Annotated in this window: 27 protein-coding genes; 6 read left to right on the forward strand and 21 right to left on the reverse strand. The window is 63.6% G+C overall.

Going from position 1 to position 23,312, the window contains the following annotated elements; all coding sequences use genetic code 11:
• Positions 1–72: 72 nt before the first annotated feature.
• From BLR24_RS27265 to BLR24_RS27290, 6 genes are all read left to right on the forward strand, one after another.
• On the forward strand, positions 73–840 hold the full coding sequence (locus BLR24_RS27265) for a hypothetical protein (RefSeq protein WP_093023292.1): 768 nt from the start codon (positions 73–75) through the stop codon (positions 838–840).
• A complete protein-coding gene (locus BLR24_RS27270) occupies positions 837–2,933 on the forward strand; it encodes a YcaO-like family protein (protein ID WP_093023293.1) in 2,097 nt (698 codons plus the stop codon). Before BLR24_RS27265 ends, BLR24_RS27270 begins: the two co-directional genes overlap by 4 nt.
• 27 nt (positions 2,934–2,960) lie before the next feature.
• Entirely contained in the window at positions 2,961–3,983 is a 1,023-nt protein-coding gene (locus tag BLR24_RS27275; protein WP_093023295.1) for a hypothetical protein, read from the forward strand.
• Positions 3,980–4,759, forward strand: a complete 780-nt coding sequence (locus BLR24_RS27280) for a 2OG-Fe(II) oxygenase (protein WP_093023297.1) — start codon at positions 3,980–3,982, stop codon at positions 4,757–4,759. Before BLR24_RS27275 ends, BLR24_RS27280 begins: the two co-directional genes overlap by 4 nt.
• Before the next feature lie 186 nt (positions 4,760–4,945).
• The gene (locus BLR24_RS27285; protein WP_093023415.1) at positions 4,946–5,527 is read left to right on the forward strand and encodes a hypothetical protein; all 582 of its coding nucleotides are present in this window, start codon (positions 4,946–4,948) and stop codon (positions 5,525–5,527) included.
• Positions 5,528–5,572: 45 nt separating this feature from the next.
• Positions 5,573–6,016, forward strand: a complete 444-nt coding sequence (locus BLR24_RS27290) for a hypothetical protein (protein WP_093023299.1) — start codon at positions 5,573–5,575, stop codon at positions 6,014–6,016.
• Here BLR24_RS27290 and BLR24_RS27295 read toward each other — a convergent pair.
• From BLR24_RS27295 to flgG, 21 genes are all read right to left on the reverse strand, one after another.
• The gene (locus tag BLR24_RS27295) at positions 6,013–7,239 is read right to left on the reverse strand and encodes a tetratricopeptide repeat protein (protein ID WP_093023301.1); all 1,227 of its coding nucleotides are present in this window, start codon (positions 7,237–7,239) and stop codon (positions 6,013–6,015) included. The genes BLR24_RS27290 and BLR24_RS27295 overlap by 4 nt on opposite strands.
• 36 nt (positions 7,240–7,275) lie before the next feature.
• On the reverse strand, positions 7,276–8,082 hold the full coding sequence (locus tag BLR24_RS27300; protein ID WP_254787614.1) for a sigma-70 family RNA polymerase sigma factor: 807 nt from the start codon (positions 8,080–8,082) through the stop codon (positions 7,276–7,278).
• A gap of 35 nt (positions 8,083–8,117) precedes the next feature.
• Positions 8,118–8,948, reverse strand: coding sequence for a flagellar type III secretion system pore protein FliP (fliP, locus tag BLR24_RS27305; protein WP_254787616.1), 831 nt, complete (start codon positions 8,946–8,948; stop codon positions 8,118–8,120).
• Between the two features lie 92 nt (positions 8,949–9,040).
• On the reverse strand, positions 9,041–9,562 hold the full coding sequence (locus BLR24_RS27310; RefSeq protein WP_093023305.1) for a flagellar biosynthetic protein FliO: 522 nt from the start codon (positions 9,560–9,562) through the stop codon (positions 9,041–9,043).
• A 3-nt stretch (positions 9,563–9,565) separates the two neighbouring features.
• Positions 9,566–10,018, reverse strand: a complete 453-nt coding sequence (locus tag BLR24_RS27315; RefSeq protein WP_093023307.1) for a FliM/FliN family flagellar motor switch protein — start codon at positions 10,016–10,018, stop codon at positions 9,566–9,568.
• A gap of 25 nt (positions 10,019–10,043) precedes the next feature.
• Positions 10,044–11,024 carry a FliM/FliN family flagellar motor switch protein gene (locus BLR24_RS27320; protein WP_093023309.1) on the reverse strand — a complete coding sequence of 327 codons (981 nt, stop codon included), beginning with the start codon at positions 11,022–11,024 and terminating at the stop codon, positions 10,044–10,046.
• The gene (gene flgF, locus BLR24_RS27325) at positions 11,021–12,208 is read right to left on the reverse strand and encodes a flagellar basal-body rod protein FlgF (RefSeq protein ID WP_093023311.1); all 1,188 of its coding nucleotides are present in this window, start codon (positions 12,206–12,208) and stop codon (positions 11,021–11,023) included. Before flgF ends, BLR24_RS27320 begins: the two co-directional genes overlap by 4 nt.
• A gap of 31 nt (positions 12,209–12,239) precedes the next feature.
• On the reverse strand, positions 12,240–12,644 hold the full coding sequence (locus BLR24_RS27330; protein WP_093023313.1) for a flagellar hook assembly protein FlgD: 405 nt from the start codon (positions 12,642–12,644) through the stop codon (positions 12,240–12,242).
• Positions 12,644–13,504: a hypothetical protein gene (locus BLR24_RS30520; protein ID WP_139188807.1), complete on the reverse strand. Its 861-nt coding sequence runs from the start codon at positions 13,502–13,504 to the stop codon at positions 12,644–12,646. Before BLR24_RS30520 ends, BLR24_RS27330 begins: the two co-directional genes overlap by 1 nt.
• The gene (locus BLR24_RS27340) at positions 13,501–13,914 is read right to left on the reverse strand and encodes a hypothetical protein (RefSeq protein WP_139188808.1); all 414 of its coding nucleotides are present in this window, start codon (positions 13,912–13,914) and stop codon (positions 13,501–13,503) included. Before BLR24_RS27340 ends, BLR24_RS30520 begins: the two co-directional genes overlap by 4 nt.
• Positions 13,915–14,012: 98 nt before the next feature.
• Positions 14,013–15,416 carry a FliI/YscN family ATPase gene (locus BLR24_RS27345; protein ID WP_093023319.1) on the reverse strand — a complete coding sequence of 468 codons (1,404 nt, stop codon included), beginning with the start codon at positions 15,414–15,416 and terminating at the stop codon, positions 14,013–14,015.
• Positions 15,413–16,069, reverse strand: a complete 657-nt coding sequence (locus BLR24_RS27350) for a FliH/SctL family protein (protein ID WP_175543367.1) — start codon at positions 16,067–16,069, stop codon at positions 15,413–15,415. Before BLR24_RS27350 ends, BLR24_RS27345 begins: the two co-directional genes overlap by 4 nt.
• Before the next feature lie 215 nt (positions 16,070–16,284).
• A complete protein-coding gene (locus BLR24_RS27355) occupies positions 16,285–16,875 on the reverse strand; it encodes a hypothetical protein (protein ID WP_093023323.1) in 591 nt (196 codons plus the stop codon).
• Positions 16,875–18,386, reverse strand: a complete 1,512-nt coding sequence (gene fliF / locus BLR24_RS27360) for a flagellar basal-body MS-ring/collar protein FliF (protein WP_093023325.1) — start codon at positions 18,384–18,386, stop codon at positions 16,875–16,877. Before fliF ends, BLR24_RS27355 begins: the two co-directional genes overlap by 1 nt.
• Positions 18,383–18,748, reverse strand: coding sequence for a flagellar hook-basal body complex protein FliE (gene fliE, locus BLR24_RS27365; RefSeq protein WP_093023327.1), 366 nt, complete (start codon positions 18,746–18,748; stop codon positions 18,383–18,385). The genes fliF and fliE overlap by 4 nt, the downstream gene beginning before the upstream one ends.
• Positions 18,745–19,224 (reverse strand): flagellar basal body rod protein FlgC, encoded by a 480-nt coding sequence (gene flgC / locus BLR24_RS27370; protein ID WP_093023329.1) that lies wholly within the window; start codon positions 19,222–19,224, stop codon positions 18,745–18,747. Before flgC ends, fliE begins: the two co-directional genes overlap by 4 nt.
• Positions 19,225–19,226: 2 nt before the next feature.
• The gene (flgB, locus tag BLR24_RS27375) at positions 19,227–19,589 is read right to left on the reverse strand and encodes a flagellar basal body rod protein FlgB (RefSeq protein WP_254787618.1); all 363 of its coding nucleotides are present in this window, start codon (positions 19,587–19,589) and stop codon (positions 19,227–19,229) included.
• Positions 19,590–19,667: 78 nt separating this feature from the next.
• On the reverse strand, positions 19,668–20,819 hold the full coding sequence (locus BLR24_RS27380) for a flagellar basal body P-ring protein FlgI (RefSeq protein WP_254787620.1): 1,152 nt from the start codon (positions 20,817–20,819) through the stop codon (positions 19,668–19,670).
• Complete coding sequence (locus BLR24_RS27385; RefSeq protein ID WP_254787622.1) at positions 20,819–21,421, reverse strand: flagellar basal body L-ring protein FlgH; 603 nt, start codon at positions 21,419–21,421, stop codon at positions 20,819–20,821. The genes BLR24_RS27380 and BLR24_RS27385 overlap by 1 nt, the downstream gene beginning before the upstream one ends.
• Positions 21,418–22,503, reverse strand: a complete 1,086-nt coding sequence (gene flgA, locus BLR24_RS27390; RefSeq protein WP_093023335.1) for a flagellar basal body P-ring formation chaperone FlgA — start codon at positions 22,501–22,503, stop codon at positions 21,418–21,420. Before flgA ends, BLR24_RS27385 begins: the two co-directional genes overlap by 4 nt.
• Positions 22,487–23,275: a flagellar basal-body rod protein FlgG gene (gene flgG, locus BLR24_RS27395; protein ID WP_093023337.1), complete on the reverse strand. Its 789-nt coding sequence runs from the start codon at positions 23,273–23,275 to the stop codon at positions 22,487–22,489. Before flgG ends, flgA begins: the two co-directional genes overlap by 17 nt.
• Between the last annotated feature and the right edge of the window lie 37 nt (positions 23,276–23,312).

Here is a 23,312-nt window from a genome sequence, read left to right on the forward strand (position 1 = left end):
TTCGCGTTCGCACACCGTGGCCTCGAGTCGTCCGGGCTGTCACACCATGCTTGCGCATGCAGAAAGGGAAATATGGGAATCGTTCAAAAAGCGGGCCAGTTGTTCGTCGAAGGCCACGAAGCGTTTGTCGGCGGGCGCAGCGCCCAGCGCGATGCACAGGAAGGCTGGTCGGTCACGGTCAGACCCTACCGCCCCAAGCCGTCCGACGAGGCACTCAAGGCTTTGTGCCAGACGACCGACTGCACGCAGCACACCTGTTTTCTGGCGGGCAATCGCGTGCTGATGGCCGACGGCTCGCGCAAGAACATCGAGGACGTCCTCGTGGGCGATCTCCTGATGACGATGTCGGGCCCCGACCGGGTTCGCGCGCTAGAGCGTCCCGTCCTGGGCATGACGCGCAAGGTGATCGAATTGCACGGGTTGGGCGACGAATGTCTGTTCATGTCCGACGAGCATCCGCTCTGGGTCAGCCGCCGGGCAGCCGACGGAACTGTGTCGCAGAGCTGGGGGACCTATAACCTCAATCACCTGCTGTTCGAGATGCGCAATTCCATCGAACCACGGCTCGCTACGCCGCCGGTCCCCTTGAACATCGACCTGCCCGAGCAACTGGCGCATGTCAGCGGCTGGGTCCATGCCCGACCGATCTACCACCACATGGACCCGTCGACCCAGCTCTACAACATTGCCACCGAGCACAGCTGTGGAATCTTTGTCGAGGGCTTTGCCGCTTTCAGCCATTGTCTGGGCGCGTTGCTGCCTGCAAAACCCTGGCAAGGTCTGTCAAAGGACCTGGCCGCGTCCCTTTTCGTGCAGCAAGTCAGTACAGCGTGTGCGTGAACCAGGCCGAAGTCCCAGTCACGGCCACGCCGGCCGTCGCTGAGATTCGGCCGACGCTCGCCAGGGCCTGCCTCATCAAGGGCGGCACATTGGTGGTGCGTCTGCTTGAGCGCGAGCTTTCCGTCCGGGCGCCCGCAAGGTTTTTGCGGGCGCTATTTGACTGGTGCGACGGCAGGCGCACTTTCGCGGAGGTCGCAGCGCTTGCAAAGGCTAAATGGCCCGACTCCAGGTTTGAAGAGTTTCTGCGGGAAATGCTTGAATGCGGCGTGCTGGTCGACGCACATTTCGCTCTGTTGGATGCCCTGAGCGACGAACGGCGGCAACGGGAGCAACTCACCCCGTCGAGCAAGTTTTCGCCTGCTCCATCCGAACCGGAAAGTGCGACGGTGTTGCCGTCCATGGCCGCTCTCGCAACCCTATTAGGTGAACTTTTTTGCAGCGCCAGCGCATTGGCCGTTCCACTTGCGGAGGAACGTCGTCCAACGCCCCTGCGTGCTGCAGTCGCACTTCGTGAGCCTATCAATGGGAAGGGGCCGGGCATTTTTCACGTGACCCGCCCGAACGCGGAGCTTCTGTGGCGGCCCGCAGGGCCTTTGGACGAAGCGGCATTGCTCAGTCTTGCGGCTTCGCCGTATGCCGTTTCACGCAGCCCGATTGTTTTGATTGTCTTTGCGGGCGGTCGATTCTCGACCGAGGGGCACATGTTGCCGGCAGACATGGCGCTCATGGCCGCAGGTGCCGCCATGCAGCGCATGCGATCCCGAGCGCAAGAGCTCGGGTTGCAGTGGCAGCCTATTCATGTCCTCGATGCGGAAGCGATGCGCGCCTTGTGCGGCATCGAGCGGTCTGCCTTTGTCGATATGGTGCTCATCGGCGCCAGTGCCCCTCGGCAAACCAAGCCTGCAGCGCCTGCGCCCCGCGCCATCACCGTGCGGTGGCTCGGCGCTGGCGATGAGCTGCGAGGGTCCTTTGTCGCCGAGGCCGTCGTGCACTCGAAGGACAAACCTGAAAAAGGATGGGGACGGTCGATCGATGCACGGGTGGCATGCGCCATTGCGGTTTCCGAGGCGGTGGAACGATATTCCTTCCGCCACCCTCCTGCAGAACTTCGCTGCGCACAAGGCCGTCAGTTCGATAACAAGCTGGACCCGAGGAGCCTTGCCCAATTTTCTGAAGATCAGTACCGCGGGGCGCATGGGCTGCTCGTGCCTTACAGCGAAGATCTGGAGCACCTGTGGATCACCGGCAAGGATCTGGATACCGGCAACTCCCTGTGGGTGCCCGCAGATTGCGTTTACAGCGGCAGCGATCTGCCTGCTCCATGCCGCTCCCGCATGTTGATGCGCCAAACATCCTCGGGCTGTGCCAGTGATGTCTCTTTGTCCACAGCCCTGGAGCGTGCGGGCCTCGAAATCGTCGAGCGCGACGCACTCGCCCGACACTGGCTGGCGCAGCAACCCGGCACGGGCATTCTCTTGAACTCCCTGCCTCAGACGTTGCAATCGCGGATCAACGAGATGCACTCACGCGGATGCGAGGTCGATGCCTGCATTCTGAACGGCAGCCTGGGGCCGGTCGTGCTTGTGGCGGTCACGTCGCCAGCCAAGGGTTTCTGCGCGATTGCCACCGTGTGCGGCAATTCAGCCAAACATGCCTTGGAACGAGCGCTGAGAGAGGCGCAGATCACAGCCCTGGTCAAACTCGCCCGCGCCCCAGAGCCCAGCGCTTCCCGTGTGGCGGTCCGGGCCGTGAGAACCCCTCTCGATCACGCCCAAGTTTTTTCTCAACGCACCCACTATCGCAAGGCCCATGCAATCACGCGAGGTCCTCGAACGACTACCTTCTCGAGCGTGGAACGCGAATGGCCCGATTCGCTGGAGGAACGATTGAAGCGCTGCGCCGACCGTCCAATGGCGGCGTGGGTGGACATGACACGCAGCGACGCGCCTTTGTCCCTCCACGGGCAGGCTGTCCGCACCGTCCGGGTGCTCATACCAGGCGCGGTGCCCATTGCTTTCGGATACGACGCGCTGCCGCGTGGGATGGGCGCGGCATGCGTGCCTCGCGGGAGATTTCCGCATCCCTTGCCTTGAGCCACGAGAACGCGCCATCTGCCGACTATGACGATATCCACAGTCTTCGACCATTTTCGCGCCGTCAAGGCCTGGACCTCGCGTCACAAAGCCGACGCGCAACTCGACATGAACAACCTTCAGTTGGAAGTGCGTTGTGCGAACCGGTACTTTTCCTTCTACCCGCTCTTTGCCGCCACGATCAACGGGCAACTCGCCCATGTCCCGTCGCTGTCCGAATCGGTGGTGGCCTTTGGCGGCTGGCGCCCGTATCGCACCTACGTGTTCGCCCTGTCGACCGACAAGCTGCTGTTCAAGCAGCATTTGGCCGAGGTTGGGCTGAAGACGCCGCAGACCTGGGGGCCGGCCGAAGTTCCAACCCGGTCCTACATCACCAAGCGATCGCAAGGCTCTTTCGGCTATGGCATCACGGGACCATTTCGTGCCGGCGAGCGTCCTCCCACCGCCGCCGCGCCCGCCGACAAAGCGGGAACGGTGTTCGCCGAGGAGTTCGTGGCCGGCAAGATCGTCAAGCTCTGGCTGTGGGGCGCCAAGGCCATATTCGCTGATGTGCAGGAATATGCGCACATCACCGGCGATGGCGTGACGAGCGCGGGCGAACTGGCGAGGCAGAAGATCCATGGCGACTCGGGCGCCAATGTCCTGGCCGATGATTCGATCGTGCAAGCCTGCCTGGCGCTGCAAGGCATTGCGCGCGACGACGTTCCCGCTGGCGGGCGCTCGCTGTGGATCGATTTTCGCTATGGCCGCACGTTTCTGTCGCGCCAGGGGCGGGGGCGCACGGCCAACGCGTTGCCGGCGCTGCAAGCCCAGTGCGGCAGCCAGCTGGGCGCGCTGCAGCACGCGGTGGCCAAGGCGCTGCGTCAGGTGGCAGCGGTCCCGCTGGCTTGCAGCGTGGACGGCGTCCTGGATGCGCACGGCCAGCTCTGGTGGCTCGAGCTCAACTCGAACCCCCTCTTTCCGCACTATGGCTACGACGCCATGCTGTCGGATCTGTTCGACCGGCCGGCCGTCGAGGCTTTGAGCGTAGGCTCCGGAGGACGAGCATGAAAGATCCGATCAGAGACTGCCTTCGGCTGACCCAGGCCGATCTGCTGGCGCTGATCGGCGGCGAGTACCTCGCGCTGCGCATCCGCAACTTCTACAACCACGATCTTTGCGCGCTTCTCGCGACGAGAATCACGGCCTTCGACGGCCTGCGGCCGTTCAGGTATGCCACGCACATGGCGCGATTCGGGCTGTCGCTCGGCGAAATCGTCGGCTCCGAGGAAGAATTGGACGCGTACTTGAAGACAGCGAGCGACGAGGTAGCGGGATTTCGACAGCTGTGCGCGCCTTTTCTCTCGCCCATCGACATGCTGCGGCTGGTCTTGGACGAGGCCTGGACTGCCGGCGCCAACATTGCCACGATCCGGCAAAGAAAAGCATTCACCGGCGTGGCCAGAATCGTCCAGGAAGGGGGTTCGACACCCCCGCATCAGGATCGGCTGGTGGCACGCCATGTGGACCTTTCGGCGTTCGTGGCCGAACAGCTTGCCGCGAACGTCTATCTGCAGACATCCTCCTCAGGGGGTGAACTCGAGCTCTGGGACCTGCAATTGAGTGCTGCCGAGTACCAGGCGATCCGCGAGCCCGGAAAGGCAGGCGTGACAGCGCACAGCCTTCGGCCTCGCGACTTGTCGATTGCGCCCGATACCGGCGATCTGATCATCTTTCGCTCGACCAGCCTGCATGCAATTCAGCAGGCCGGAGGCCGGTCGCGGGTGACCTGCTCGTCTTTCATCGGCTACAACAGCGTGGAGAAGCCTCTTGTCTTCTATTGCTGAAGCGTTCCGATCTCCGCAACCACCGCGCGGACGAGGGACTCCGCCACAAGAAGATATTCTCGAGCCCTCCTTGCGAGCCGGGGTGACGATGAAGTTGTTTTCTGCCGCGAGTGGCACGCAGTTCAAATTTTCCCCCTGCGTCTGCGCCGGGCCAGTACCGCCATGCAAATCCGATTGGAGATGGATATGAACCGTGAACCGACTACGTTCGACGAGCTGATCACCCAAGGCATGGCCGCGAGCCAAGCCAACGATGGCGTGCAGGCAATCGAATGGTTCCAGAAGGCAAGCGCCGCCGAGCCCGCCGCGGGACTGCCTCAATTTCTGCTGGGTTCCGAGTTCGCCGCACTGGGGCAGATGGAGCAGGCCGAGGCGGCATTCGCCAACGCAACGCGGCTGGCGCCCGACTTCCCGATGGCTCGCTATCAATTGGGTCTGCTTCAGTTCAGTTCAGGCCGCGCCGCGATGGCGTTGCTGACTTGGCAGCCGCTGCTTGGTCTGCCCGATACGGATCCTCTGCCCCATTTCGTGAATGGATTTGCCGCCTTGGCGCACGACCGTTTCGAAGAAGCGTTGCGGCATTACGAGCAAGGCCTGGTGCTCAACACCACCAACCGTGCGCTGTCGGACGACATCAAGAAAGTTGTCGCGGGCATCAAGGCATTGACCCCGCACACCGCACCGGGGGTAGGCGACCACGGCGAGCCGGATGCATCCGACACCCATGTGCTCCTGGCCAATTATCAGCAGCTTGGACGTCCGCATTGACGGGGGCACGTGCCGTGTGTGCAGTCCCATCCGAGGCGCAAAGCAATGATTGATCCGTCCTCGCACTTGGCAGCGATGATTCGTGCCCAGTTCGGCGCGCAGTTCCGTGCGCAGGCCCAGACTCGTCACGATGCAAAGCGGGAGGCGCCTCGCAACATCGCCGATCCAGGTGAGCCCGCTGAAAAAGGGGAAGCCCAGCTCCAGCAGATGGTGGCACTGCGCGTGCGCGCGCTGGCACCCGAGGATCCTCAACGCCAGCGCAAGGCGTTCAGGCTGTTCCTCGAGTCGGTGCTGGTGCAGGCATTTGGCCGCGAACGCCTCGACGACCGCGGCTTCGACCAGCTAGTTGATGCGGTGATGCAGCAGATGGAAAGCGACTCCGATCTCCATGCGGCGTTGCGCGAAGCGGGCGACCAGTTGCTTGCCGAAGCCACTGCGGACGCCAACGGCCGCTCTACCCCCGAGGCAAAAGGGCGATTGCCGCGCTAAGTGTCTTTGCGTTCCGGTTCCTGTTCGGTCGCGCGAAAAAGATCAGCCATGTCGCCGCCCAAGGGCGAGGTACGCCCGCCAAGCAGCCGCCTTGCAAGCCGCTGGAGATCGTTCGCATCTTTCACCTCGCCACTCAGCAGTGCATTGGCGTAGCGGCCTGACACATTGCTCTTGTCGAGCCGCAGCGCCATCGCAGCATGTTCCTCGGCCTCTTGCCGCAACTGCTGCATTGCCAGCACCACGGCAAGCCCGCCGTGACTCTCTGCAAAGTTTCGGTCCAAAGCCAACGCAGCTTCGAAACTGGTGCGAGCCGCGGGCAAGTCGCCCTGCTGGATTTGCGTCCAGGCGAGACCATGCCATGTGCCGATGTGTGCGGCCATGTTAGACAGTGCGCGCTCGAAAGCTGACTTGGCCCCTGCCAGGTCACCCGCAAGCAGTGCGGCAAAGCCGCGCGTCGACCAGACACGGCCGTCGTCCGGATGGCGTCGCAAGGCCGCGTCCGCCAACGCGGCCGCGCGCACCGCATTTCGCGCCGCGAGCGCGAGCGAGGCCTGGGCCACCAGAGCTTCGGCAGGGGCTTCATCCGGCGCGCTGCCGCCAAGACTGGCGGCCGACCAGCGATGTGCCAACGCAAGATCGGATGCATCGATCGCGATGAGGCTGGCAACGCCCGCCGCGCCGGCGTCGAGCCCAAGACGCGCTTCGGCATCCTTCGCCCACGTCATGGCGCGCGTCAGCTGGCCATCGTGATGCAACGCTCGCAGCCATAGCTGCTGCAAAGCTCGCGTCGCGACCGCTGGCTGCAAGTCAGCAGTGTCCGAGGAGACTGCCGCAGCCTCGACAGATGGAGCCAAACGGGCGATGCAATCCTGGTAGCGGCCGCGCTTCAGGTCGATGAAGCCCAAGTTGTGCAGCAGCACCTCGGCAAACCCAGGGGGCGGATTCGGCGTTTTCGACAATGCCTCGAGCACGCCCAGGGCTTCCTCATAGCGTTGCTGAGCAAGCCAAAAATCGCCTTCTCGCAGTCGCCACGCAAGTGGTTCGTTGTCCAGCACCTGTCCCTGCTCGAGGCGAAAGCGTGCGCGCGACCACTCCCCGCAGGACAGCGCGGTTTCAAAAGCATCGATCAGCAGCGCGTTGTTGGACGGATCCTGGCGCAGGAACCCGTCGAGTCTGTCGAGACGCTGGCGGGCTGCTGCTAGAAAGGCGGTCGAGTTGGTCATGAAAAGAATGAATGTGATCTTCTTGCCGATGGAGGGTTACCAGGACACGTCGCAGCGCGCATCGTCGCCCAGAAGCTCGCGCAACCGCAGCAGGCCTTGACGGTGCAATTGCGAAATGCGCCCACGCGTAACACCCAGGGCGGTTGCGATCTCGTCAAATGGAATTTCTTGCACGTAGTGATACCGGATGATCCGCCTCTGCTGCTCCGTGAGCCGCTCGACCAGCCCGTGGAGAACCGTGCGCAGTTGGTGCGTTTCGGTTTTCCGAAAGTAGCTCACTTCTGGCGAAGGCGCATGAGTTTCGCTGCCGAAAGACTCGGCGTCGACCATGCCCGTGTCCTCGAGCAGGATGCCCAAGGCAAGGCCGATGCCGACCTCCGCGAGATAACGAAAAAGCTTGTCGCCGCTGCGCGAAGGGGCCTCAGGCGCGCCCTCGCCCTCGCATGCCACAGCATGCTCAGCGGCGTCCTTCGCCACCTCGAGACGTTCCTGGCGCAGGCGCATCTTTACACTGATCTGTTGATTTTTTTCGGTGAGGCTCACAAGACCGTTGAGCACCGCACCCCGCACGCGCTTGGCCGCGAAGGTCTTGAACTGCGCGCCCTGAACGGGATCGTATCGATCCACCGCCTCGACGAGACCGATGCGTGCGAGTTGCAGGTAATCCTCGAACTCGACATCGCTATGGGTGCGCCGAGCGAATACTGTTGCCGCCACGATGCGCGCATACGGCAGATAGTGGCAAATGAGTTGCTCGCGCGCAGCCGCATCACCCTCCTCACGCCAGCAGGCCCACAGCGCGGCCGAATCCAAGTCGCTGTCGACGGCGGCATTGATCGGCATCGAACTCGCGCGAGACATGGTGGGTGCGCTGCGTCTCAGTGGAAACTGCCGACCAGCGCCTTGAGCACCAGGCTCCAGCCATCGACCAGGATGAACATCAGTATCTTGAGCGGTAGCGCAATGGTGGTCGGCGGCATCATCATCATGCCGAGCGCCATCAGGATGCTCGACACGATCAAGTCGATCAACAGGAACGGCAGAAAAATGACGAAGCCAATCTGGAATGCGGCGCGCAGTTCCGACAGCATGAACGAAGGAATGAGCTGCACATTGCTGATGTCTTCCAGCGACCTGGGGACGGGCGCCTTCGACAATTCGACCATCAATGCCAAGTCGGCTTCCCGTGTTTGGCGAACCATGAAATCACGCAACGGCGCGATCCCTTTGCCATAGCCTTCCTCGACCGATAACTTTCCCGCCATGAACGGTTCGAACGCATCCTGGTTGAGCTTCTGCAGCACCGGGGACATGGTGAACAGCGTCAGAAAGAGTGCCAATCCGATCAGGACCGTGTTCGGTGGTGTCTCGTTCATGCCGATGGCATGGCGCAGCATCGACAGCACCACGATGATGCGAAGAAAGCTCGTGAGGCACACCAGCAGCGCCGGCAAGAGGGCTAGCACGGTGAGCCCCAGAACCACACGCAAGGCTTGCGCGGTCTCGGTCGCGGGCGTCGTCAAGGCAGGTGTCTGCGCTCGAGGGGCGGTTTGGACGACTTTCGCGCGGCCCGGGCTGGCCGCGGCAGGTGTTTGAGGCAGTGCCGAAGCGGCAGGAACTGGTGGGGGCACAACGTTGCCGTCCAGTCCTGTTTCGATGCCGATGGCCGAAGCCGCCGCTTCACGCGATTCGACCTGCGCATGAACCAAGGGCACCCAGACCAGCGCGGTGAAGATCAGCAGCAGTGCGAATATCTGGCAGCACCACTTCTTCCGAGTGCTGGCCCATGCAGTGACAGCTGTCATGGCGCAACCTTCGATACAGGCTGCATCTCAGTAGCGGAAGGCGCCTCGGCAAGCAGTTGAACGGATTGGTTACTGCATCCCAGCAGCAGCCGTCGACCATCCCAAATTACGACGTGCAGGCTGTGGTGGGGCGACAGGCGCACGCTCGATACTCGGGCGATCTCAGCGGACGACGAAGTGTCGAGCAAATTCTGGAAGCGCCGCAACCAAACACCGGAGAACTTCGCAGGCCGTGCTTTCTTGCGCGCCACGATGACCCCGGTCGCTACCAAAACCGCTCCGATCGCGATGGCAAACCACCACCGATCGCCCACGGGGGTTGCTTCGCCTATCAGTTCGCGTTTAACCGGAATATCGGCCGGCAAACTGGTGCTCGCTGGAGATGCGCTTGTGCCAGTGGCGTTCTGCGCCAATAGCGGCGGCGAAAGCAACGATGCCGTCGTCCCTACCAGAATTGCAAAGCACAGCCGGCAAACCCGGCTCAACACGATCCACGCGCTACCCTCAACAGCCTTCATCGGTCAGGATCCCGACGCCAAGCCCAGCGCGATCGGCAACTCCGTGATGCGAACCGCGAAGTGCCCGTCGACGGCTAACAGTTGGCCTCGCGCGACCACCTTGCCTTCAATGGTCAGGTCGACCGCTTGATCGACCGCACGATCGAGGAGCAGAACCTGGTGCTCCTTGGCTGCGAGCAGCTCACCCACCGAAACAGTCGCCTCGCCCACACAGACCTGCAGCTTCGCCTTGATTTGATGCAGCGGATGCCAGTCGCGCAGCACCGTCGCGTGGCCGGCAGGGTTTGCAGCATCACCCTCGACATTCGCGTGGAGTTCAGGCAGCGCAATGATTTGCGCGGTGGGCATGCCGCCCCCGTGCAGGGGCCGGGTCCCACGGTCGCCGCGTTCCTCGGAGCTTGTATGAGATGCGATTGCGCGGTGGCCGCCAATCACGCCTTCCAGTGCTTGTGTCATGTTCTTTCCTTCAGATGGTGTAGGTTCATAGGGACCGCGTAGCAGTAGCAACATGCGGCGATGCGACCGGCGATGCCGCCAGTTCAATGGCCATGCGGCCATCTCTTCGTCCCAGCCAGCCTTCGCAGATCGGCGAGCCGATGGTGTTGACGACGTGTGCTGGCGAATCGAGCGCATGCGCCAAGGGCACCACATCGTTGAGCCGCAGATCCTGTAACTGGCCCAAACTCAGTTCCGTACCGGTCAACAGGATGCGCAGGCTGACGGTCTGCCCATCCAATGCTTGACCGAGGCTTTGCCTGGGTGCTGTCGCCGTGGCGGGTGTTGATGCGGCAGTCGTTTCCGCGCCGCTTCCGAACAGTGCGGCGGCGACGGCATCGTGCGGCAGCCGCAAGGTCCATGTGCCTCCGCACCACGACCAGCGCACACTGAGCACGCCGGACCAGGGATCCGAAGGAGAGCTTGTTTCCGGGGCACCACTGGCTTGCTGCGGCTCGACCGGAAAGCCATTAAGCAGCGCGCCGATGCGCTCGAGCCAATCGGTCCAGGCGGCGCGCACCACGGCGGTCGCGATGGGCGGAGATTCTTTTTTTTCTGTTCCGAACGCGCCCCAGTCAGATGCGAACATCTGCCGCCCAATGCCACTCATGGCGAAGCCCTCCGCCTTGGAGGTGACGGCGTCGCTTGCCGCGACCTCAAGGCTCGCAGATTTCGCCCGCGGCAATGGCGCGGAGCGCTTTGCAGCGAAGGACCAGCAAGCAACGTCGTGGGAGGCCAGCACCTCGATGCTTTCGGATTCGACCACTTGGACCTCCGCGACATGAGACGAAGCATCGCGCGCTGGAATCCACGCTGTACACCATTCGCGGTGCATTGCTGAAAAACGCTCGCGTACTGCCTCCTTCTGCGCGCCTTGCCATCTGCGGAGCGGGCGTGCCCGAGACGCCGATTCCGCCAGGTCGAGCAAAGCCGAAGGCGGCGCTGCGGCGAAGGTTGCTGCGGTCATTTGCTCCTCATCGAGAACAGTTCCTGCAGCATGTCGTTGGCAGTCGATATCACCTGCGAACTCGCTTGATAGCCTCGCTGCATGATCACAAGGTCGCTGAATTCCTGCGAAAGGTCGACGTTGGATATCTCGATCTGCCCGGAATGCACTTGTCCGAAAGCGCCTTCACCGGCAACTCCCAGGTGCCAGGCATTCTTGTCGAGCACTTCGAACTGGTTGTCGCCCACGGCGCCGACGGCATCTGGGGTGTCGAACCGCGCGAGTGCCAAGCGAGCGCCTGTGGCGGTCTGCCCGTTCGAATAGCTCATCCGCAGCGCGCCATTGGCATCGAAGACTGTGCCGGTCAGCGTGCCGGGGCCCACGCCATCCTGCGACTCCATTGCAAGCGTGGTCTGGCCCGCAAAGAAGACGACGTCGGTGCTGAAATCGAGCGTCAACTGCATCGGCGGCTGTCCCGCGGGTGAATAGGTCATCGACATCAAGGCGGTCTCGGATGTTGGTTTTCCGCCGCTGAAGACCATCGTGCCGCTACCCACGACGGAAGTTCCATCCATCAGCTCCACCTTCATCTCGGTACCCGCCGTGGTTGCGCTGACCACGGAGAACTTCAAGCCCAGCGTGTGGCTCGCGCCCGCTGCGTCGATCGCCGTGATGCCACTCGCCGTCTGCTCGGTGACGGTGTTCGACAGATTGCCCGACAGCTTGATGCGCGAGGTCGGCTTGCCCAGGTTCGTCATCTGTCCCGCCAGGCTGATTTGGACGAACTCGCCGTTGCTTCCCAGGCCCATGACCTTTTCCCCGCTGTCGCGGCTCACGAGCACGCCGTCGGTATCGAACTTGAACTGTCCGGCGCGGGTGTAGCTGATCTTGCCTTCAGCATCCTTGAGCGCGAACAAGCCTTGCCCGTCGACGGCCATGTCGAGCTCATTGCCGGTCTGGCGCAATTCGCCCTGCTTGAACGACATCGTGGTTCCGGTCGTGTTCAAACCGAAGCCGACTTGGTTGTAGTTCTGGCTGGCGTTGCCACCGCTCAGGTTGCCGCCGCTGTAGAACAGGTCCGCGAACTGAAGACTCGAGCTTTTGAAGCCCGGGGTGTTCATGTTCGCGGTGTTGTTGGCGATGACGCGCAGGCCGCGGGAGTACCCCAGCAAGCCGGTCATTCCGACGTAAATGGATTCAAGCACGATAGGTTCCTTGGAAGATGTCGAGCGCCGCCTAGCGCACAGCCACGATCTGGCTGAGCGAGATATCGCTCAACGTCGCCCCGGCCGCGGTCAGTACAGTGAGCAGCGGCGTATCGCCAGCCAACGAGAGTGCGTTAACCGTTCCGGTCACGGCCCCACCCGTGGTCGTGATGTCGACCTTGCGGCCGATCAAGCCCACGGATTGCAGCGCCGCCTGATTGGTGATCAGCGTCTCGATCTTGTTGTTCAGCTGCTGGGTCTGCTCCAGGTTTGTGAACTGAGCCATTTGGGCCATGAACTGCTGGTTGTCCATGGGTTTGAGCGGATCCTGGTAGGTCAGCTGGGTCAGCAGGATCTTCAGGAAATCCTCCATCCCCAGACTGCTGGCCTTCAGATTGGTACCGCTCGTCGCACTGCTTATTGCATCGATTGCCATTACGCCCCCTTTGATTGAATTGGATGGAACACACCGAGGCGGACGTCGCCACCTGAATAGAGTTGGCCGTCAGGCGCCGTCGCGCTGGCCCCAGCTCGCCAGACCAGGCGCCCGTTGCACACGACCTGACAGAGGCGCTGGCCGCGGCTTTGCGAGAGACCGCGCTGGAGATCGGCCACGATCTGAGGCAGCATCGCGGCCAATGCCTCATCGTCGGCGCGCATTGCGATCCAGACGGCTTGGCCTTCTGGCAAGGTTTCTTCGTGCAGCCGCAGCAATGCTGGCGTTTGCTCGGAGGGCATCGACGCCTTGGGTCGTGAATCAGGTCGAATCTCGGTCGGAGCGCCCGTGAGGGTCTTCGCAAGATCGTCGATCACTCTCGTGCCGGCCGATGGACGAATGACCTCCATGCGAAGCACCTGCGTGTCACTTGGCACTTTGCTTTCGGCGCCTTGCTCGGTGATGAAAATGGTGGGCGTTCGCGCATATGCGCTTGCCGTCGTTCGTGGTGGCTGACCACGCATGTCGCCACCGCCGGTGCCCGCTGTCAAATCTGCGATCAACGAGGCGGGCAGCGCTGTCCGTGAAAGGATGGCATCCCCGCCCTCGGCACCCACCGGAGCACGGGGTCGCTTGCCCCCACCGCGCGCCTCCTGGCGGGCGGCCGCGTCCTCTCGATGGTTTGGTGGTCCCGCAGCACTCCGTTGGGAAGTGGCAACGGAGGGCTTGAACCACGCGGTCATCTGTGCGCGCTCCATCTCGCGCTGCCATGCCAGTTGTCGTTGCTCTGTTTCGCCACCGCTCGTCGGCGTATCCCGGCGCGGCAGCGATGCCTCTGCTGAAATGCTGCGAAGGGTCATCGCATGATCTCCAGAGCACTCCCGCGAGCAAGAGCCAAACGCGCGAGCCAGTCGCGATCTTGCTCGACGCTGTTGCGCTGGCGAACCTCATCCGCATATTCGGTGAGTGCGTCCACCCTGTGCTGCGCCAACCCGTCGAGGCGCAGCTGCTGCGCCGCACACTCTCTTCTCAACCGGTCTCGGGCCGCAAGCTGCGTCTGGCGCCGAAGACCAAGCTGCTTCCACTGGCCGCGCAGACTGGCGAGATAGCTCAATGCGTGCCGATGCGCACCCGGATCGACCCGCAGCAGAAGTGAGCGGCTTGTTTCCTCGGCTTGCTGGTCATGCATATGGAGTACCTGGGCCATCTCGGCCTCGGTGCTTGTCAGCGCTTGTTGAGCTCTCGCGAGTTCGATTAGCAGTTTGTCCATATTCCACTGCTGCTTCTGGCATATCGGGTCGAGCGCGTAGACAAAACCGCGCACATCGACGTCCCGTGGCGTTTGACCAAAGGTAGCCCTTGGAGTACTCATGGCAGGCGGCCGTTCGACGCAGGAGCTATCGTCAGGACCTCGCGCAGCATCTCGATCGATTCGGAGCGCGGCACACCGCCGACGCTTTGCCGCAACCACGACTGCAATTCGGCTTCGATTCCGATCGCGCGATCGAGCTCGGGATTCGAGCCTTTCTCGTAGGCTCCGATATCGATCATCTGCCGATTGCGCTCCAGCACAGCCAGTTGCTGGACAGCCGATACGGCGAGCGAGCGCTGGTCGCTGTCGGCCAGCTCTGGCATCAAGCGGCTCACGCTTTTCAGCACATCGATGGCCGGGTAATGCCCGCGATGCGCCAGATGGCGTGAAAGCACGATGTGCCCGTCGAGGATGGCACGCAAGGCATCCGAAACCGGCTCGTTGAGATCGTCGCCTTCGACCAGCACGGTGAGCAATGCAGTGATCGAGCCGCCGCCAGGTGCCGTTCCGCACCGCTCGCACAACTCGGGCAGTTCGGCGAAAACCGATGGCGTGTAGCCACGCGCCGTTGGCGGCTCACCGGCAGAGAGACCGACTTCGCGCCGTGCCATTGCAAAACGCGTGATCGAGTCCATGGTGAGCAGAACGTTGTGGCCGCCGTCTCGAAAGAATTCGGAGATCGCGAGCGCCGCGTACGCCGCGCGCAACCTCGCCAGCGCTGGTTGATCCGAAGTCGCGACCACCACGACCGAACGCGCGAGGCCTTCGGGCCCAAGCTGCTTTTCGATGAACTCCCGCACTTCGCGCCCGCGTTCGCCGATGAGCGCGATGACATTGATGTTGGCCTGAGCCTCGGCACCCGTGCGGGTCTTGACGTGACGTGCCAGCAGGCCGAGCAGCGTGCTCTTTCCAACGCCGCTGCCCGCGAAAATCCCGATGCGCTGGCCCTGCCCCAGCGTGAGGAGGCCGTCGATGCAGCGGATGCCGGTTTCGAGGATGTGGCGGATCGGCGGACGCTGCATTGGGTTGATCGGAGGCGCCTTGAGCGACCGTCGCTCGGACGTCCTTGGCCGGGACAGGCCGTCCAGCGGCCCGCCGAACCCATCGATGACGCGTCCGAGCAAGTCATGACCGACCCCGATCTGCGATTCCGCACCCAGCGCATGGACTTCGCAGCCGACGGCGATGCCTTCGACCGATCCATAGGGCATTAAGGTCACGCGACCCGCTTTCAGGCCGACCACTTCGGCGAGCACACCGGACTGGACCTTGTCACCGCCGACCGCGGAAGCGCCGGCGGTTTCACGGTGCGTTCGGACCATGATGCGGCAGAGTTCCCCGACCGCAGCGTCCGGCCCGAGCGCGTCGATGGCCAATCCTTGCATTTCGCGCACCCAACCGATCCGGCGGTGCAGCGCCGTGTCCTCAAGCGTTTGGCGGTAGACGTTCAGCGCGCTCATGGCACGCCTCCACCGGCCCTGGCGGCGCGGCGCGTTTGCAGCAGCAAGTCACGCAGCGCGTTCAGTTGGGTTTCGAAGCGAACGTCAAGACCCCCTTCTGGTGATTCCACGATGCAGCCGCCCAGGACCATTTCGGGACTCGCGACCCAGCGCACGTCATTGCCGCCGATTTGGCCCGACTTCCAGCCAGGCTCTTTCTGCAATGCTTGCAGATCATCCGGGTGGAGATGGACAGCCACCGACTGGCGAGCGCGCGAAGCACCTATGGCCTCGGTCAGTTGCGCGCGGATCGCCTCAGGCTGAACAGCGGATTTGCCCAGAACGCGGCAAACAACCTCGAAGCACAGGGCCAGCATGTCGTCTTCTGCAGCCGCCAGCCGGGATTCGATCTTCGGAGGCAAGGCAGCGATCAGACCATCCAACACCTGGACTCGCAACTGGTATGCAGCCTGGGCTTTTTGCACCAGTTCTCGATCCAAGCGCTCCGCACGGTCATCGAGCTCGCGACTGGCTTCGATCGCATTGCGGGCGGCAAGCTCCTGTGCTTCTTCACTACCGCGCGCGCGCCCCTGGACGATTCCCTCGGCAAAGCCGTCCTCGTATCCGCGCCGATGCGCCTGCTCCGCAACGCCGCCTTGATCAATTCCTTCCACGGGCCTGGTCTCATCCCTCGCCGCTTGCGTCCTTCCTGTCGGATCCGGAACCCCGCTCGTTGTGGGCGACCGCAGGGGCCCCTTCCCCAGCAGGTGGACACTCCCCGGCCGGGCCAAAGTCACTTGGCCCTGCACAACAACGTCGCGCAATACCGGCGCCGGCCGATCGCGCAGATCGGCCATTGGAATTGACTGCCGCGGCGACGTCTCGGTGATCACCTTGAAGCACCCCGCGATACACCACGGAAAATCTGTCGGAACGAATGCGGCAATTTCGGCCACGGTTCCTTTGTTCCGGCTTCAATCGCCGACAGCCCGCGCAGCCGGTCCGTCACACCGGCGATCAGTGCCGCGCGCAATGAAGGCGGCATGGCCGAGGCACGAGCAGTTGCCGCGGAGAGCTCCGCCTCGACGCGTCGGCGATGGCCAGGCTCCATGGCACCCAGCAGCTCTTCGCGCCACCGCCAATCGGCGATGCGAAGCCATTCGACCACCAGTCCGATGGGCTCGGCCTGGAGACACCGCATGGCTGCCCGCAGCTGGAATTCGTCGAGCACCTGAAGCGCCGCCACGCCGGACAACGGTTCAGCACCATTGGCGCCATTGCGCGCGGCGCCGGCGATCGCCTCTGCAATCAGGGCAGGATCGCGTTCGATGCCTAAGGTTTCCAGTTCCAGCAAAAGGTCTTGCAACGCCGAGCGCTCTGCAGCTGGCAGCGCCTCGAGCGTCCACGTCCGGTCGACCGGCGCCATTGCATGCAAAAGCAGCGCCGCGCGGCGGGCCCCTGCCGACTCGTGCGCCGCCATCAGCTATCTCTCCTCGTAGCCGGCATCGCTGCACCAGGGACCGCCGATCGCGCCTGGGCAGTACCGTCGGCGCGGTCGGCGCTCGCCATCCAGTCTTGTACGCGTCGCAAGGCTGCGGCTCGCTCCACCTCGGAAAGGGGTTTGTCTCCGTGCGCGTTGCCGCGCATGACCGCGCCACCCCGCCCGAGACGAATCAGCAGCAGCGCCAGCAACAGCACGATCACCACGCCCACGACCAGCATCTGGAGGGAGGGCAGACCATGCGCGGCCGTCAGCCCTGAAGGGGTTCGACCTGCATCTTCCATTTGAGGGGGCGGGCCGCCGGGAGCAGCCAACGAGGCTGCACCCTCAAACGCCGGGAGCGCACCCCCCACCAGAGACTGGACGATGACGGCATCTCCCCGGTCCGGCGATGCCCCGACAGCTGCGGCGATGACCTTGCGCAACTGTTCTTCCTGCGCAGGATCCAAGGCCTTGCGCACCACGGCCACCACATGGATGCGACGGATGGAACCGGGTTGACTCACGACCTGTTCCACGCGCCGACCCACCGCGTATTCGACTTCGCGTTGCGCGCTGCCGCCGCGCGCAGCGCCGCTGTCGGCCGCCTTGGTTTCGAATGCAGGAGTATCGCGCAGCACCTCGCGCTCCCGCACCACCACGCCTGTGGCCTGAAGCCCGGTTCGTGCCGCCGCGGGCAGTACGTCTTCGGTGGTCGTTCGAATCTGGTCCATGTTCAAGGTCACGTCGACGCTGGCAAGCGCCTGTCCAGACCCAAAGGCACGATCGAGAACGGCGGCGACCTTTCGGGCGAGATAGCTCTCAGTGTCGCGCTTGAGATCGAGCCGGCCGCTGTTCATCTCGGCATCGCCACCACCCTCGGCCCGCGTCAGCGCCACGCCGTGGCTGTCGACAATCGTGACGTCCTGGGTGGTCATGCCGGGCACGGCGGCAGCCACGAGCCGTTGAATGCCAACAACTTGTTCGGCCCGCAATGCCTGCCCCTGCCGAAGAGACAGCGTGATCGAGGCCTTGGCCTTCGAGGTCGCCTGCTTGAACAATCCCTGCTCGGGCAGCGCCAGCAACACACGCACCTCCAGCACCTCAGATAGCGACTGGATGGTGCGGGTCAGTTCGCCCTGGAGAGCGCGCTGGTAGTTGATCTTCTGCGCGAACTCGGTCATGCCGAAGTCCGTGTTGTTGAACAGTTCGAGCCCGACCGCGCCATGCAGCGGCAGTTCCTTGCCCATGAGCTTGATCCGGGTGGCATGCACCGTTGCCTTGTCCACCAGGATCGAGGCGCCGTTGTCCCCCAGTCGATAGGGAATCTTGAGGCGCTCTAACTCGGTGGTCATCGCCTGCGCGTCCTGCGGCTTCAGGTCGGTGAACAATGCCTGGTATTCGGTGTGCAGCAGCCACCACGCCAACACCGCGGTGGCCAGCAGGATGGCCACGCTGCCACCGATCAAGCCGATGCGCGCGCGGTGTGTCAGTCCTTGCCAGAAGTTCATATCGGCATCTTCATGATGTCTTGATAGGCCTCGAGCAATCGGCTTCGTACCTGCATCATCAACTGAAAGGAAAGTCGGCTTTCCTCGAGATTGATCATGATCTGGTGCAGGTTCTGCGCATCACCGAGCGCAAGTTTCTGCAGGTCGACCTGGCTGCTTGCCAGTTGGTTGTTCACCTGGGCGATGCCATTCGTCACCAACTGGCCGAAAGAGCCAGCGGCAGGATCCGTGGATGCGGCCGTAGCGCCAGGCATGGCAGCGAGCGCCGCTCCTTGCATCGGTGCGGCATTTGCAATGGCCACCATGTTTTGGGCCTGCATCGACAATGCGGACAGCGCCTCAACGGGCAAGAACGCACTCATGCGCTGCCTCCGCCGATTTCGAGCGCCCGCAGCGCCAGCGTTCGCGTGGTGTTCATGGCCGCGACATTCGCCTCGTAGGCTCGGGTGGCGCTCATCATGCTGACCATCTCGGTGGCGGCATCGATCCCCGCGTAAGCGACAAAACCGCGCTCGTTGGCCATCGGATGGCCTGGCTCATACACAAGGCGTGGCTCCGCACTCGTGGGGACGATGCTCAGCAAGGGTCCGGCTTGCGCCGATTCATCCGCAGCGTGCAAGCCTTGGCTGACAAGCGCGCCAAAGAGGCCGGCGCCGCCTTCGCCCACGGCACCCAAGACCGCCCGGGCTTGAGCCACCACCCGAAGCGGCTGGTAGTTAGCGCCTCCCGCGGCCTGCACCGTGTTGGCATTGGCGAGGTTGAGCGCCGCGACGTCCACACGGGCGCGCTCGATGCTCATGCCGGCGGCGCTGATGGCAAACGACTGGGTGTAGTCCATGGCTATTTCCTACCGTCGCCGACGGCCATTGAAAGAATTGCGAAATGGCGCGACAGCCCCTTGACGAGCGCCTGGTAATGAACGTTGTTGCGCGCCATTTCGGCGGCTTCCACATCCAGTTGCACTGAACCGGGCGCGCCCAGGCCGTCCACCAGGGCCTCGATGCGCGGCCGAACCTGGCTCAAAGCGGACGCGTCGAGCCGGCCGGTCTGAGCCAAGTTGCGGCGCGCCTCGCCAAGCTGTGCCTCGAAACTCACGCGCTGCGGCACGTAGCCCGCCGCGTTCGCGTTTGCGATATTGGCTGCGATGGCCTGCTGTCGCAGGCTGGCCGCATCGAGTGCGAGCGCCAATGCCGAGCGGGTCACGGCTTCAATTCCGTCTGTCATTTCTGTCTCCGAAGGCTTTCTTAACCATGTTTGCCGTGCTTCTCGATGCGCTTGCGGTCACTGCACCACGAGTTCGCCGTGCAATGCGCCTGCCGCCTTGACGGCGCGCAGGATGGAAATCACGTCGCGGGTGCTCGTCTTGAGCCGCGCGAGCGATTGCACGAGGTCGGAGACGGTGTTGGACCCGGCGACGAAGCCGGTGCCGTTCTGCTCGTCGACATCGATGCGCGTGTTGGTCACGACTGCTGTCCGGACGTCGGCGCCGCCATTCCACACGTTGGACGGCTGCGAGGCCGTGTTCTGGTTGGAGATCGCGATCTTGATGTCCCCGTGCGAAATCGCCACCTTCGATATTCGGACGTCGCCTCCCGACACCACGGTGCCCGTGCGTTCGTTGATGACGACCTTGGCCCGCCGATCGGGTTCGACCATCACGTTCTCGATGCGGGTGAACAGGCTCACCAAGTCGCCGCGCTGTGCCGGCGGTACGGCAATCTCGATGCCGGAAGCATCCTTGGCTTTTGCCAAGCCGCCGCCCAGTTGGCTGTTGATGGCTGCGGCAACGCGGCTGGAGGTGGTGTAGTCGGGCTCGGAGAGCACGAAGGTCACGCTCTGCTGCTCGTCGAGCATGGCCGCATTGACGCCGACTTCGATGGTCGCCCCGTTCGGCACCGAGCCGGAGGTCGGATGGTTCTTCTGGACCACGTTGCCGTTGGCGTCATAGCGGTAGCCACCGACCGACAGGCTCCCCTGCGCCAGCGCATAAATACGGCCGTTGGCGCCTTTGAGCGGCGTCATCAACAGTGTGCCTCCCACCAGGCTGCGCGCGTCGCCCGCCGAGCTCACGGTGACATCGAGCGTGTCGCCTTCGCGTCCGAATGTTGGCAGGGCCGCACTGACCATCACGACGGCGACGTTGCGGCTCTGGATGGCCTCCGGAGCGATCGTCAGGTTGAACTGGGACAGCAGATTGGCCAGCGACTGGCGTGCCGCGCGGTTGGCCGGCGAGTCGCCAGTCCCGGCCAGGCCGGTCACGATGCCGGTGCCGAACAGGGCGTTGTCGCGCCACCCCTTGAGCTTGCCAAGATCCTTGACGCGCATCACCTCGGCGGCGTGGGCACCCGTCAGCCCGGCGCAGCCCAGCGCAATGAGCAGTGCGCAGCGCAAGCCCGTGGTAGTTGCGCGCATGGCCCAGGTCATCGTTTTCATCACAGTCCCAGCCAGTCGAAAACCTTGCGCCAGATGCTGCGCCGCGCGCGGTCCGAGACATCGCCCTCGCCGACATAGGTAATGCGCGCGTCGGCGAGGCGGGTGGACAGAACGACATTGCCATCGGAGATGTCCTGGGCGCGCACGCGGCCTTCCAGATTGACCTTCTGCAATTCTTCATTGACCGTCAGCAGCTGTTCCCCGGCCACGCGCAGCTCGCCGTTGGGCAGCACGTCCTGGACCGTCACCGTGAGCGTCGCCAGCAGTTTGTTCGCCCGCTGAGTGCGCCCGCCTCCATCGAATTCGCCGGCCACCCCGATACCGAGCTGCCCCACGACCTTGCCGCCGGTGTGGGTCACCGATCCGGTGATGTCGTTGGCGCGGCGGGTGCCGGTGTTAGCGCTGGTCGATGCCGAGGAGTTCTCGAAGACCTGAACCGTGAGCGAGTCGCCGATGCGAAAGGCCTTGTTGTCCGCGGTGAGCGGACGGAAACTTCCCTCCTGATAGAGGCTTTCCGCCGACACGGGCGCGAGCGACGACACGGCCATCAGGATTGCAAGCGTTGCCATTTCGTACCAGGGAATGTGCGATCGCGCCGTCATGGCTGTACCTCTACCTGTCCGCGGCCCGTGACTCGGGCGAGCACCTCCGCGCGCGATCCGGGCACCTTGACGCGGACGATCTGCCCCTGCCGCCCATCCTGCAACACCTCGACGCGGCTCTCGACGGACACAGCGCCGCTGCGCGACTGCAGGTTCGCCCAGTTGCCACGGGTGACCACCGGCTCGGGTTCGAGATGGGCATCGGTGAGGACCTCGCCAGCGCGAAGGGGGCGGCGCAGACGCTGTGGTTTGTCGGATGCGAGATTGGTATGGTCGTCGGAGCCAGTGGGAACCAGCGCGCCGCGCTTGACCGTCGTCAGATCGACTTCGCGTTTCTGCATCGCACCGGCGACAACGATCCCGTCGATCACCGTTCCGCTGTCCATGCCCGCGGCAGCGACTGTGAGCGGCGCCCAGGCATCGACCTCGAAGGTCACCGCCGTCGTCCGGACGAACCGGTCGTCCACCCAGGCATCGACCCAGACCAACATGCGCTTGGACGGCATCGCCTGTTTCGCAAGCGGCCGCACCCGAAGCATCGGCATACCGGCCGGCAGCATCAGATCGCGGACCGCGCTCGCGGCCTGCACATTGGCCCGCACGCTGCGTTCGGCCAGCCAGCGCAGGAGCACCGAGCGGGCTGCGTTGGCGATGGTCTCGCCAGACAGCTGCTGTGAGGCGCTTTCGATTTCAGTTTCCTCAGCTCCTTCCCAGCGGATGATCGGGCTCCGCCCACTTGATGCGCCATTTGGTGCTTGCAGACCGCTTCGCGTCTCAACCCAACGCGCGATCGTGTCGCGGTCGAGGGTGACCGGGGAGCCGGGCCGCGGCGCAGTGCCGATCGGGAGCGCCATCAACTGCCGCAGCATCGGCAAGTCTCGGGTCGTCAGAAACGCAATGTCCCCCAAGCGCACAGGGGTCTGGCTGAGCTTGACATGCGGCCGCAGTTCGATCGAGACCGCTGCCCCCGTCGCCGTTTGCGCACTTGGCCCGACAGGCGCCAACGGCGCCGCGCCGGCAGCCGCGTAGCCAGCCGCGCACAGCGCGATCAGCACGCCACGCGTTTTACTTGCGAAGGCCATTGATCATTCCCAGCATCTCGTCCGACGCCTGTATGACCTTCACATTCGCTTCATACACGCGCTGGGCCACCATCAAATTGACCATCTCCTCGGTCAACTTCACGTTCGATCCTTCAAGGAAACCCTGAGCCAAACTGCCCATGCCGTCCTCGGTGGCGCGCCCCGAAATCGCCTCGCCCGAGTTCGTGCTCGACCGGTAGAGGTTGTCACCTTGCGCCAGCAGTGCCGACGGGCTCGTGAAACGCACGAGTTCGAGCTGGCCCAGTTCGACAGGCGTGGACTGGCCTGCGACCTGGATCCGTACACGCCCATCGCTGTCAATCTGCATGTTCTGGGCGTTGTCTGGGATGGCCAGGTTGGGCTTGAGCGGATAGCCGCCTTGCGTGGCCAGCAGCCCGTCGCGATTGACCTTGAAGGTCCCGCCTCGCGTGTACGCGCTCGAACCGTCGGGCATCGTGACCTCGAGGAAGCCTTCGCCTTGGATCGCGACGTCGAAGGCCGACTCGGTCTTCTTGAGGTCTCCCATGTCGAACAACTTCGACACGCCCGCCACTCCGACGCCAGCGCCGAGCCGGTTGGTGCCACCGAGAACGCCTGCTCCCTCTTGGGCCGGTAGAAGCCGGGCCGCCTCGCGCACCATCAGATCGGTGAATCCGACCTTGCTCTTCTTGAAGCCCGTGGTGTTGACGTTGGCCAGGTTGTTCGCAATGGTGTCGACATTGAGCTGCTGGGCCTGCATGCCGGTGGCACTGATATAGAGGGCATCAAACATGGTTCATCTCGTTCTTGAAAGTGAATAGGGGCGCGGT

This window comes from Variovorax sp. OV700 (assembly GCF_900099805.1).
Taxonomy (GTDB): domain Bacteria; phylum Pseudomonadota; class Gammaproteobacteria; order Burkholderiales; family Burkholderiaceae_C; genus Variovorax.